This window comes from Streptomyces sp. NPDC047315 (genome assembly GCF_040643215.1).
Taxonomy (GTDB): domain Bacteria; phylum Actinomycetota; class Actinomycetes; order Streptomycetales; family Streptomycetaceae; genus Streptomyces.
Genome location: NZ_JBEYTZ010000013.1, coordinates 128,632 through 141,685 on the forward strand (window position 1 = coordinate 128,632; position 13,054 = coordinate 141,685).

The following is a 13,054-nucleotide window of genomic DNA, read 5'->3' on the forward strand; positions in this document are numbered from 1 at the left end:
CCGCTCCGGTTCCCGTCCCCAGGGAGTTGATGTGCCGCCCGAGCCCACCCACCGTCCTTCCGAGGCCGCCGATCCTGCCGATCCTGCTGAGTCCGCTGAGGACTCAGGGCTACGCGACGGCGGCTTCTCGGGCACCTTCGCCAAGGGCCCCGGCGCGTACCGGCGGGGGCTGCTCCCGGGGAAGCGGGTGTGGATCGCCATCGCGTCGGCAGCGGCCGTGACCGGGCTGGTGATGGTGACCGTTCCTCTGGTCGGCTCGTTGGAGTTCGGTTCCGACGGCGAAAAGGCCCGCGCCGCCGAGGCAGCGGCGGCCGACGGTCGCACCGGGGGCCGGCTCGGCACCGGGACGGAGACCGGGTCGACGGCGGGTTCCACCAGCCAGAAGGAACCGGCCGAGAAGCAGGCCGGTGGCTCCGCCGCCCCGCCCTCCGGGACGGGACCGGGCGCCGCTCAGCGACGGTACGACGCATCAGGCGAGTTCAATCCCTGGGCGGCAGCCTCGGGCGGCACCACCTCCGGCGGCGCTGGGCTCGGCTCGGGCTCGACACCGCCGCGGGGCGCCGGCACCGGCGGCGGCAGCGGGAACCCCGGCGGCCGGTCGGCCACTGCTCCTGCCCCCGCGGGCGGAGGCCCGAAGGGTCCCGCCAAGCCGCCCGCGGGGTCGCCGAGTTCGGCCAGGAACGTACCGGTCGAGGTCCCGCGCCCGCCGAAGCTGGACGACGGGAAGATCAAGGGGCCGGTGCTCGGCTTCGCCGCCAAGCTCTGCATCGACGTCGTCGGCGGCAAGGTCACCAGCGGCGCATCGCTGATGCTCGCCACCTGTTCGGGCGAGCGGCGCCAGCGTTTCGAGTTCCGCCCGGACGGCCAGGTGTGGACCCTGTACGAGCGCAAGACGTGCATGGACCTGCGGTCGGGGGCCACCGCGGACGGCACCGCCATCAAGATCGTCAACTGCAACGGCAGTCAGACCCAGGTGTTCCGCATCCAGAAGGACGGATCGCTGGTGAACCCCCGGTCGAACAAGTGCGTGGAGGCGGTGGAGGTGGACTCCCGAAAGTTCCGGCTCCAGCTGCACACCTGTGACGGCGCGAAGAACCAGAAGTGGCAGATCGGCTGAACTCTCCACCGCGGTCGGGCCGGGTGGCGAGTGAGGTCCCCTCGCCACCCGGCCCGTGCCCACAGCTCAGCTCGGGCCGGCAGCTCAGCCCCCGGCCCGCAGCTCAGCTCGTGCCCGCGGTGAGCGTCAAAGTCGCCTGCGGCACGTCCCCGGCGTGCAGGGTGACCAGGTCTCCTTCCGAGGGGGACGCCATCTCGGCGACCCGGTAGGCCTGGCGCTCGGTCATCGTCTGGAAGGTCTGGCGCGCGGTGCGGCCGTTGCCGAACCTGTTGTCGCGCGGGATCCGGGCGAAGAAGCCCCCGAGGTCTTGCAGGGCCTCATCGGTCAGTTCGTACTGGTGGGACGAGGCGTGCTGGGCCACGATCCGCACGAGTTCGGCGTCGTTGTAGTCCTCGAACAGCAAGGTGCGGTTGAACCGGGAGGCAAGTCCCGGGTTGGAGTCGACGAAGTGCTCCATCTCCCCCGGGTAGCCGGCCACGATCACCACCACCTCGTCCCGGTGGTCCTCCATCAGCTTCACCAAGGTGGCCACCGCCTCCTGGGCGAAGTCGTTGCCCCCGCCGCCGTGGACCGGTGCGAGGGAGTACGCCTCGTCGATGAAGAGCACGCCGCCCATCGCCTCCTGGAAGACGCGCTGGGTCTTGGGGCCGGTGTGCCCGACGTACTCGCCCACCAGCGAGGAGCGGTCCGCCTCGACCAGGTGGCCGCGCTCCAACAGGCCGACCGCCGCGAGGATGCGTCCGTAGAGCCGGGCCACCGTGGTCTTGCCCGTACCCGGATTCCCGGCGAAGACGAGGTGGCGGCTGAGCGGCGGGGCGGCAAGACCGGCGGCCTCCCGCCGCTGCACCATCCGCATCAGCTTCACCAGTGACGCGACGTCCTGCTTCACCCGGGACAGGCCGATCAGCTCGTGCAGTTCGGCCAGCAGGTCGTCCAGGTTCTCTGCCTTCTCTGCGCTATCTGCCTTCTCTGCGTGCTCGGTGTGCCCTGCGGGCTCCGCGTGTGTGCCCGGGCCCGTCGTTGACCCGTCCCCGGTGGCGGGTTCCGGCGTCCCGGCTCCGGGCCAACGGGGCGACTCCACCCGCAGCGAGACGCAGTCCTCCACGACCGGCGCGGCCCCGCTCTCGGTGCTCAGGTCCTCAGCGGCGTCCTGTACCCGCAGCCGCCGCAGCACCGGAGCCGACGAGGCGGCGACGTGCACGGCGGGGAACCCCGGCTCGACGAACTCGCACTCCTCGAAGGTTCCCACCCCACCGGCGTCCACGATCAGCCCGTTCTTCGCCGGGCGCACCACCCGCACCCCGGTCACCACGGGATCGGCTCCGTCCGCGACCACCACGCCGGATCCGGCGACGTCCCGGATCTCCGTCCCGGAGATCCGGGGTGCGGCCCCGGAGCCGACCACCAGCCCTGCCGTGCCCGCCCGCAGCACCCTGCCGCCGGTGATCTGCGGGGCCCCGCCGCCGATGACGAGTGCGGCGCGCTCGCTGTCGGCCGTCTCGCAGTCGGTCAGCCGGACGGTGCCCCGGGTGGCGGCGGTGACCCCGTTGCGTACGCGGTGGACGGTCACGGCGCGCAGTTCGGCGGCGGACTCGTCGGCGAGGTCGACGCCGGACATGCCGCAGTCCGTGATCCAACTGTCGTCCAGTTCCACCCGCGCCCCGGCGACCAGGTGGACTCCGTGCTCGGGGGTCCTGCCGATGCGCAGCCCGCTGAGCCGGACCTCGGCGCCGTCACCCACGTGGACGGGGCTGAAGGCGCATGCGCCGAGCGCGCTGTCCTCGATCCGGACGACGGCGCTGCCGGTGGCGACCAGGCCGTTGGAGGCCGATTCGCGGACCACCACGTCCCGGGCGGTGAGGGCGGCGGTGTCGTGGACGGCGACGGCCACGGCGGCGGTGCGCGTGATCCGGGTGTCGGTGACGTGGACCCGGGCACCGCCGACGGCGCTGATGCCCGAGCCGCCGGTGTCACGCAGCACGCAGTGGGCCAGGGACACCTCGCCGGGGCCCTCGGCGTGCACGGCGTCCGCGCCGCTGCCGACGACGTCGCATCCGTGCAGGCGTACTCCGCCGTCGGCTTCCCCGGGGGTCGCGGGGACGTTCCCGAAGTCCGCGGCAGCCGAACTGCTCAGGACGTTCACGGCGGTCCCGGCGCACTCCCGCACGCGGCAGTCGGCGAGCAGCGCGGACCCTTCGTCCTCCACCAGCACTCCGCTCCGTCCGGCACCGCTGACGAGGCAGTCCCGTAGTGTGACCTGTGCGTTCTCCCTGACCCTGACGGCGGACCCGGTCGTGTCCCGCACCTCGGTGCGCAGCAGGACGACGCTCGTTCCTCCGCCGGCGACCAGCCCCGTGCCGTCGGTGCCGCGCAGCCGGCAGTCGGTGAGGGTGACGGGTCCGCTGGTGCGCAGCAGTACGCCGGCGAGCGCGGCACCGTCCATGACGGCGCCGGTCATGGCGAGCCCGGCATCGCCGTGGGCCTCCAGGCGGCCGGTGCCGATGCCGCCGCCGTGCCACTCGGTGTGTCCGCCGCCCAACACCACGGCGGGCAGTTCGGCGGAGGGGCCCTCCACCGTCAGGCCGGCGACGACGACCCGGGCTCCCCGGTGGACTTCCAGTGCGGGTTCCTCGCCCCGGGGGGCGGCCAGGACCACGCTGCCGGTCCGCGCCCGGTCCCCGTCGTCGTGGGCGCGCAGGGTGATGCCGCGGGAGATCCGCAGTGTCTCCCGGTACGTTCCGGGGTCGATCAGGATCTCGTCCCCCTCGGCAGCCGCGTCCAGCGCGGCGGCGAGCGTGGGGTGTTGGCCGGGGCCGCCGCCCACGCGGTGGACGGCGGGAGCGGCGGGGGCACGGGGCGGTGTCACGGGTTCTCCATCGGACCTGGGGTGGGGGGCGGGGCGGGAGGAGGCAATCGGGTCACCCACGTGCTCTGTCCGCGATCTGCTGGCGCAGTGTTGCTATCGATCTGCCCAGGGCGTTCGCTTCCGCGTTGTGGGCCGCTATCTGCTGTTGCAGGCCGACGATCGCCTGCGGGTCCCCTCCACGGTTGAGCCATTGGTTCACCTCCCGGGAGAGCCGATTCCCCTCCGCCAAGTGCGCGTCCCTCTGCTGCGTCAACTGCCTGAGCATGTCTGCTGGCTGGAGTTGCGCTGCTCCCTGGTGGCCCTGTGTTCCGCCCGGGGCGGGCTGCGAGGAGCCCGCCCCGGGCGGGACGTGTCCTTGTCCGGGGTACGGCGACGGCGCGGCAGAGGGAGCGGACGGCGGGTTCCCTGCGTGCGCGCGAAGGTTGTGCAGTGCCTCCGGAATGCCTGGACGTGCGGCGAGGGCGTCCTGGTACTCCTGCTGAACGCGTTGTGCCAGCGGGAGTCCGCCGCCCCCTGCCCCGTACGCGTGCAAGGCAGCTTCGGCCTGCCTCGCGTTCGTGAGTGCGCGTCCGCCCTCGCCCTGCGACCGGAGCAGCGAGGAGGTCGAGTCGTCGAGGAAGTCCGCGGCCTCGTCGCCTCCTTGTGCCGATTCCCGGGACGATCGGACGGCGTTCTTGTACCACTGCTTGGGGTCAGCCCTGCTCCATCCGGCCTGGCGCTCGGTGAACTCCCTCGTCCGGAAGGAGGTCCATGCCGGGAAGGACATGCCTTCACCGGGGTTCGGGACCAACCGGGCGACCCATCGGAAGCCTTGGGATTCGGGGAAGGCCACCCGGCCGATCTCCAGCGGTCGTCCGGGAAGGGCCTCCCCCACCGTGCGGAAGCCGTCCGGGCCGTAGATGGTGATGGGCCGGTTCAACCCTTCCGCGTAGTGCCGCAGGATGAGTTCGCTGCCCGGGTCCAGGAGTAGCTGGGGCCCGGACGGGGGGTGCACCTGCCCGGAGACCGTCCTGACGAAGTAGTCCCGCACGGTGATGCCCCGCGACAGCACGTCGGCGACGGACGCGGTCAGGCTCTCCGCGGTGGCGCCGCGTGCCCGCGGGTCGAAGTGGTCGGCGATGCGTCGGAACATGTTCTCGACTTCTTCGTTGCCCCGTCCCAGTGCCCGCTTGAGTTCCACCGGGAGCGAGCCCTCCCGGTGGCCCAGTCCGTGCTGGGGAAGGAGCCGGTCGCGGAAGTGTCGAAGATGGGCGAGGAGACGCGGGCCGTCGTCGGAGAGGACGAGCCGCTCGGCGTGTTCCCGGTAGTGCCGTGGGTCGAGGCCGGCCGTGAGGGCACCGTCCTGGCCGCCGCCCGGCACTCTGGTCGAGACGCCGTGGCTCAGGTTCCTGGCGGCCCCGAGCCGGGCGTCGGGGCCGGGCGGGTCGGGGAAGGTCCGGGTGATCCACTCGTTGATGTACTGCTCGACTTGGACCCCGCTCCGCGCGGTCCGCTGATTTGTCTGGGCGTCGTTGATTCCGAGGAACCGGGACATGCGCGCGTCGGCCGACGCGTGGTCCTGCGGCAGTGCGCCCCTGCGGTCGAGTTCGCGCTGGAGTCGATCGAGGTCGGTCGGGATCGCGGCGTCCTCGAAGTCGACGACGAACGCGGCGCCCCGGTTCGGCAGGGTCAGGTTGCCCGCGTGGACCTCGCGTGCGGCCAGGCGCGCCTGGTACAGCTCCCGGATCGTGTCCAGCACCCGGCGCTCGGAGGCCAGCAGGGTGACGGTTCCCGTGCCGGCGGCCGTCTGGGCCAGTCGCGCCACCTGTCGGTTTCCCCAGTGTGGAAGGGCCCCCAGCACGTTCCCGGCCCACTGGGTTCCGCTCAGTCCCCTCTCGTACGCACTCCGCGCGAGTGCGGCCAGTGTGGGCTGCTCGCTTTGGAGAGCCGTGGCCAGCTCACGGGTCAGCGCGTCGATCTGGGGGGCGACCCGTGCCGGTTCGGCCACGGTCAACTGGTCGGCCAGGGAGCGCAGTCGTTCGGATGCGGAGCCGCTGCCGGGCGTGGTCAGCTTCTTGAGCAGGTCCGGTGCGTCGAGTTTCGGCAGGGCCCGGGTGAGTCCGTCCGCCAGGGCCGTCAGCCTCGTCCGGGCGACGTCGGGCGACACGACGCCCTGGCGCAGCCCCTCGGCCAGTTGCCACAGGGTGTTGGGGGCTTGGGCGGTCCTCAGGTCGCCGGCGGCGGCGCGAAGGGCGGCGATCTGCTGCCTGGCGTCCGAGGTCGACAGATACCGGGCGACGTTCTCGGGCTCGTGCGCGATCCCGGGCTGCGGGCCCCGCGAAGGTCCCGTTTCCGGATCCACGACTCGGGTCAACCGGGACGCGCTCACCAACCTGTCGGCCAGGTCGTCCAGCGCGTTCGCCGTCGCCGAACTCAAGGGCGCGGCCGGATGCGGCAGGCCCCTGCCGAGTTGGTCGATCTGCTCGCTCACGTGCCGCGCCACGGCTACGGAGTTGGCCTCCCAAAGACGCTGGGAGAGCTCGCTCAGGATGCCCGGTGTGTTGTGGCTGTGGAAGGTTCGGGACAGCTCGTGGAGGAGCCGCCGCGTCCTGATCGCGTCCTCGCCGTTCAGTGCGGTGACCGTCACGGGGGCGGTGCGCGTCTGCTGGTCGCTCGCGCGTACCGCGGACGGCTGCGGCCCGAGGAGGCGGTCGAGCGCTGCGGGCACTTCCGCGCTGCGGATTCCTTGCAGCGTCGGCAGCGGCAGGCTCCGGTCGAGCTCCCAGGCGTAGTGCAGGTTCAGTCGTCGTCCCAGAGCGGTGTACTCGGCGCCGGCGTCACCGAACCGCGGGGTCCGCAGTACGTCCCTCTGCTCTCCTTGCGTGTTGCGGGCGCCCCGGTACACGGGGACGTCGGTGAGCGCCGCGGCGCCGTCGACGAAGAGGTTGGGCTCGGGCACGTAGGGAATCAACGGGTGGGTGAGGGCCGCCTCCGCTCGTGCCGCCATGTCCCGCCTGACGCGCCGGACGAGGTCGTCCGAGTGGCGGTGTGCGAGCGGGTTGGTGGAGAGCTCGGCGACGTCGGTCGGTTCGACCGTCCGGTATCCGCCGCCCATCATCAGGGGGTAGCTGCCGCTCTCGTCGACGATCCGTTCGAAGTGGGAGAAGACGTGCTGGCCGCCGGGGACGAGATGCGGATAGGCGTCGAAGTCCATGATGGACACGTAGGGGTGGTGTCCGCGTTCGATCATCGTTCGGACGGCGTGCTGCGTGGCGGAGCTCTCCAAGGTCTGGTTGCGGGCGGTCCCGAAGCGGAAGTCCGAGGCCGGGGCGGATCGCGTGTTGATCTCCACGACGGCCAACGGGTACGGGAACCGGTCGTCGGCGAGCACCGCCCTGATCACGTGTTCCCAGTCGGCGCGCCCGGCCCCTTCGCTGTTGACTCCCAGGACCACGGCGACGCGGTGCTGGAAGGAGTTCCCGTCGAGTCGATGGGCGATGCCCTCCAGGAACGCCTGGAAGCGTGGCGGGAAGTCGAGGCTGTCGGCTCGTGCGATCGCGTTGACGACGAAGGCCGGCGGCCGGTGCGGTCCGTCGCCGAGGCTTCGTACGTAGCCGGTGTACTCCTCGACGGTCATCGGTCCGCTCGGGGCATGGTTCGCCATGTCGTGGAAGCGACCGTTGGCCCAGGTCGCGCCCGACCCCTTGGGGTGGCGCCAGCCGGGGGGTGCTGCCCACGGCACGGCGTCGTTCGGATGGACTCGGTTGGCGAGGGATTGGCCAGCCGTGAGGTGCGGGGTGTGCTGGTGGGGCAGGGCGCGGATGGCGCCCTGGCTGCCCGGGCTCTCGATGTCGTCCAGGACGGTGCTCAGGTCGTCGGCGGCTTCCTCGGTGCGCCGCTCCCGCCACTCGATGGTGTGGTTCCTGTTCTCCCGGGCCGCGTTGGGTCTGCTGCTGGAGCCCGTCCAACTCGCCGGCGCGGGCTCTTCGCGCAGTCGTTGCAGTGCGGTGAACTCGTTGTCGTACCTGCTCCAGGCCCCGCCCAGCGCGGCGAACTGTTCGGGCGACAGGGCCCGGCTGCCGATGTCCCGCGCCCGTGCCAGCAACTGCTCGCGCGGCGGCGCGCCCGCGCCGTCGCCGTCGCCGTCGCCGTCGTGGGGAACGCGTGCCTTGCCGGAACCGCTCGGCGGTCCGGTGTGCTGCGCGGGGTTCATCCGCAGCCCGTCGAACTGAGCGGTGAGGCCGGTGAGGCCGGAGGTGCCCTGTCGCGTCAGGGTGGGGACGGGCGGCGGGGCTGCGGTTCCCGTCCCGGTGGCCGGTGCGTGGACATTGAAGGGAGCGTGGACGCCAAAGGGCGTACTCGGGCCCGCTGCGTTCGGGCCGAGGAGTTCTGCCATCAAGTCCGAGTCGATCTCCTCCTCGGACGCGTCCTGCTCCATGAGCCTCTGCAGTCGGGCCAGCTCCTCGTCGCCCCCGTTGCTGCCGCCCGGGAGTCCGCCGCGGTCGGAAACGGTGCGGGTGTTGAGGGAGCGGACCTCGCCGATCAGGCCGTCCGGGTCCATGCCGGCCTCGCGCAGCCCCTTGCGGGCCTCGGTGACCTGGGCGAGGGCCGTTTGCAGCCGGGCCGACGCCTCGGTCTGGGCCCGGGTGGGGCCGGTGGAGGACCCGGCGCCGGGGGTGGAGGGGGCCGTCTCCCGTACGCTCCGCCGGGCTGCGTTCAGCTCGGCGAGTGCGGTTTCATACGCCACGTAGCGGTCGGTTCGCAGGCCGGCCAGGGCGCGGTCCGAGGTGCCGCCGGTGACGACGTCGCCGATGGCCACCCTCAGTTGGTTGCGGACCGTCGCCGCGGCATGGCCCTCGATCCTCGTCGGTACGGGGGTCGGTGCCCCGAGGACGGCGTCCGGGACGGTTCGCCCGGCGGCCGGTGGCGGGACGGGCGCCCCGGTGTCCGCGGGGGTCGCGGGCCCGCGCACGGCGACGGGGACGGGGACGGGGACGGGTGCCTGCGGTACGAGCTGGCCTGCCGGGACGGCGGGCGGGGTGACGGACCGTCCGGTCCCCGGACCGGCGACCAGGTCCAGGGCCAGCCGGGCGTCCGCGCCGGCGGTCGCGACCCCCGCCGCGTCCAGGGCCGTACGGGACGAGACTCCCCCGCCGCCGGGGGTGGCGGCGCTCAGTCCAGCAGGGGTGCCGGTCGGCTTGCCGTCGCCTCGGATGAGCGCGAGGGCGAGTTCGCGGCTGCTCGCGGCCGGGCTCGCGGCCGGCGGCGTCATCGCGTCGGCGGCCCCGCTCACCGCCGTACCGGAGCCGACGGCGGCGGGGGGCGGCACCGCGGTCGGCACCGCCGACACGGCGGTGGTGCGCACGGGCGCGACCACGGTGGCACGCAGCGGAACGGAGCTCGGCGCCGAAGTCGCCGCGGGGGGCGTCGCGACGGCCGGGCTCGCCTGCGGCGTACCGACGTGGAGGACCGGCGCCGGCCCGGGCGCGGCGCCGACCGTCCCGCCGGGCAGTCCGACCGGGCCCTGCGCGGCGCCGCGCGAAGTGAAGGCGAGGGAAGTGAGGGTTTCCGCGTTGAGCGTGACGTCGGTGTTTTCGCCGATCCGGAAGGAGATGCCGTCCGCGCTCACTCCGCGGACCGCGACGTCACCCTGCTGGAGGGCGATCAGCTCGGGGAGCTTGAGCTGGGTCAGGTCCTCGGCGTGGGCGACGGCGCCGCGGGCCTGGGCGGTGGACTCCTCGAAGACGCTGCCGGTCCCCGTGAAGGCGCCCGGTGGCTCCGCGGCGCGCGAGGCACCGGGCGCTTCGGTGACCAGGGACAGCCCGGCCGGGTGGCGTGCACCGTCGACGATGCCGAGGGCGGTGTCGGCGGGGAGCACCAGATTGCTGTCCAGCCGGAACTGGCCGATCGAGGCGTCCAGGCGGGTGAGCGGATTCAGTGCGGAGTCCCCCGCGACGGACGTCGGCAGCACCAGTCCCCCGGGGCCGGCGGTCAGGTGCCCCGGCAGATCGGGGGCGACCAGTCCGGAAGTGCCGAGGGGGACGGTGCCGGTCAGCGCGCCCGGGGTGGGCGGGGTGAACGCACCGGTGAAGGCGGGGGTCGCCGCGCCCGGCCGGGACAGCAGTAGATCGCCGAGCTTGGCGAAGCCCAGGTCGGTGAAGTTGAGGACGGGCGTCCCGGTCAGCGAGAGGTGGTAGAGATCGGTGGAGAAGGCGCCGGAAGGGGGGTTGGCGCCGAAGAGTCCGGTACGGCCGGCACCGGCGAGACCGGGGCCGACGCCGGCTCCCGGCTTGCCGACCTTGGCCAGGTACTCCAGGTCGCCCGCCTTGGCCATCATCTGCCGCAGCGAGTGCTGGGGGATGCCCAGCACCCGGTCCGCGAAGGCGAGGGCGGCGGCGCCGCGGTAGCCGACCACGCCGATCTCGGCCATGTTGAGCGGAAGGAACATCGCCGTGGTGAACCGGCCGAGCCGCTGCGCGGTGACCTTTCCGTAGGCGGCGAACTTCGCGGAGCCGCCGGTGAGCTGTCCGGTGATCTTGGTCCAGTCCTTCCCCGGCGCTCTACCGAGGAACTTCGCGCCGCTCCAGAGCACGAAGGGCAGAGCGCGGAGCCCTGCTCCGGTCTTGATCACGAGCATCACGGGCACCACCAGCAGCTTGCTGGTGCCGGTGAGGCGGGCGAGTCGTGCGGCGTCGTCGAGGAAGGAAGTGCCGCCCGCCTTCAGTCCCTTGCCGATCGCCTTGAGGGTGCCGCCGATGCCCTTGGTCGAGGGGAAGAGGACCCCGAGGAAGGCGAGGCCCAGTTGGAGCCCGTTCGCCTTGCCCTGGCTGAAGTCCACCGCCACCTTGACCAGGTGCACGGCGTTCATCGCCCAGGCGACGATGCCGAGCAGCCCTCCGGTGAAGATGGCCAGGACGGAGAAGATGATCGTGAAGATCTCGAAGACTTCCCAGAAGATCTCGCAGTCGCTGACGGGCATCTTCATCCGCTGCCCTGCGGCGGTCAGCTCGCGGCTCAACAGGCTGACGGCAGCAGCCAGTTCACCGCGTATCGCTTCTGCGCGTTGGACGTACGCCTGACGCTGCGGGTCGTCCTCGGTGAGCCCTTGTACCCCTTGGAACTCCGTGAGGGTGCGGGCCTGGGCGTCGGAGAGGGAGGCGGCGTAGGTCCGCAGCGCGGCCTCGGCCATCAGGAAGGACTCCTGGACCGCCCCGGCGAACCGGTGGAGGTGTTCGTCGACCTTCTCGCGGAGCGCGTCGGCGGTCTTGCCGACGAACCGCTGTCCGTCGCCGGAGGTGTTCTGGAGTTCCCGCAGTCCACCGTGGACCGTGCCCGCCGTCTCGGCGAGGCGCTTCATGGTTTCGGCGACCTCCAGGACGGCGGTGGGGTCACCGGGGGCCGGGTCCGCGCTGAGCCCGAGCGGGCTCCAGTCACCGGGACGCGCTGCCAACTACGTCTCCTCCAGAAGGGTTTCGCCGCGCCGCACGTCCGCAGCGGCGCGCGGTCCCTTTAATGCATAGCACTGGATCCGGCTCCATTTCCCCGTGGCAAGACTCACACCTGACGAGCTGAAGAATTCGGGCTCCGGGAGTGAACCGATCGCCCCGAAAGGCGCTCTGCAAGAGCGACAGATCTCTGCGACCGCGAGGAGCGGACCGTGCCCGACATCGCCATGGACTACACGTTGCTCAACAGCGTGGCGACCAAGGCGCGCTCGTTGAAGGACCAGGTCAACGAGGCCCGGACCAACACTCCTGTGGAATCGGCGCAGATGGGTTCCACCGAGGCGTACGGCGCGGTGCGGTCCTTCTACTGGCAGTGGCACAGCGCTTTCCGCCGCTCCGAGGAGAAGTTGGAGGGTCTGGCGAAGCTGTACGAGGGAGTCGCCAAGGGCTGGGCGAGTTGGGACTTCAAACTGGCCGTCGAGGCGAACAAGCAGGCAGCCGCGATCACCGCGGAGTTGTGGAGCATCCAAAAGGCGCGGTACGACCAGTGGCAGCAGTTGGTCGCCGAGGGCAAGGTCGATCCGAACGACCCCGACGCGCCGCAGGATCCGGGCGAGCGTCCGACGACCTTCACCGCACAGGACGGCAACGGCAACTCCACCACGACGACCTACACCTACGGTCCGGACGGGAAGCCCCAGTCGATCACCACCAAGGTCACCAACTCCTCCGGGCTGACGAGCACCGAGACGGTGAACTACCGGCCGGACGGCACCTACGACTCCAGGGCCACCGACGCCCACGGCAACGTCACCGTCTCCGAGGGCGACGTCACCACGACGCAGAACGGCAACGTGAAGACGACGACGAACAACTTCACCAGCACGACCACCGGCACGGACGACTCGAAGACCGTCACCACGGGGAAGACCACGTCGGTCTACGACGCGGGCACGGGGCAGCGCACCTCCCACAGCACCTACACCACCACCGGGCCCGACGAGAACGACGTCGTGCGGACGGTGAAGGGGACCATCGAGTCGTCCGTCGACCCGCGGGGCAACGAGACCACCACGACCACCGAGGTCAAGGAGGACGGGAGCGGTACCCGGACGATCGAGACCCCGGACGGTCGTACGGAGAAGTGGGTCAGCGACAGCGCCGACGAGGACACCGGCTGGCGCCTCGCGCCCTGACTCCCCTCCCCACTCCCCCGGCGCGCCCGCGCCGTCCCGTATCCCGGCATCTTTCCCGTGCCCCATCGGCTTTTTCCACCCGGTCGCCCCGCCCGGGGCGCACTGTTCGACCACGACGAGGAGCCCTCGTGCCCGCAGGCAACGTCAACATCAACTACAGCGAGATCGTCCGGGTGTCCGGAGTGATGAAGCAGGCCGTCGAGAACATCGTGCCCATGCTGCAGAGCACGAAGACCTCGGTCGAGGGTCTGATGGACAACGGACTCTTCATGGAGCAGAGCAGCCCGGCGATCAAGGCGTCCTACGAGAAGTTGACGGTCTCGCTGACGCAGGCGATGAGCGGGATCACGGTCTTCTCCACGCAGTTCGAGGAGATCAGGAAGCAGGTGGAGGCGCTGGACGCCGCGGTCGCCAAGAACGTCGGCGGCTCCTGATCCGAGGCAGAAAGAGG

Annotated in this window: 5 protein-coding genes; 3 read left to right on the forward strand and 2 right to left on the reverse strand. The window is 71.8% G+C overall.

Annotation, left to right across the window (positions count from 1 at the left end; genetic code table 11):
- Positions 1 to 31: 31 nt before the first annotated feature.
- Positions 32 to 1,117, forward strand: coding sequence for an RICIN domain-containing protein (locus ABZ842_RS17600; protein WP_361537582.1), 1,086 nt, complete (start codon positions 32 to 34; stop codon positions 1,115 to 1,117).
- Between the two features lie 103 nt (positions 1,118 to 1,220).
- On the opposite strand, the gene ABZ842_RS17605 is transcribed toward ABZ842_RS17600, so the two are convergent.
- Together ABZ842_RS17605 and ABZ842_RS17610 are read right to left on the reverse strand one after the other, a co-directional pair.
- Complete coding sequence (locus ABZ842_RS17605; RefSeq protein WP_361537583.1) at positions 1,221 to 3,983, reverse strand: right-handed parallel beta-helix repeat-containing protein; 2,763 nt, start codon at positions 3,981 to 3,983, stop codon at positions 1,221 to 1,223.
- Positions 3,984 to 4,035: 52 nt separating this feature from the next.
- A complete protein-coding gene (locus ABZ842_RS17610; protein ID WP_361537584.1) occupies positions 4,036 to 11,412 on the reverse strand; it encodes a putative T7SS-secreted protein in 7,377 nt (2,458 codons plus the stop codon).
- A 207-nt stretch (positions 11,413 to 11,619) separates the two neighbouring features.
- On the opposite strand from ABZ842_RS17610, the gene ABZ842_RS17615 reads away from it, so the two are divergent.
- The gene (locus ABZ842_RS17615; RefSeq protein ID WP_361537585.1) at positions 11,620 to 12,603 is read left to right on the forward strand and encodes a hypothetical protein; all 984 of its coding nucleotides are present in this window, start codon (positions 11,620 to 11,622) and stop codon (positions 12,601 to 12,603) included.
- 128 nt (positions 12,604 to 12,731) lie between these two features.
- A complete protein-coding gene (locus ABZ842_RS17620; RefSeq protein ID WP_361537586.1) occupies positions 12,732 to 13,037 on the forward strand; it encodes a hypothetical protein in 306 nt (101 codons plus the stop codon).
- Positions 13,038 to 13,054 lie beyond the last annotated feature (17 nt).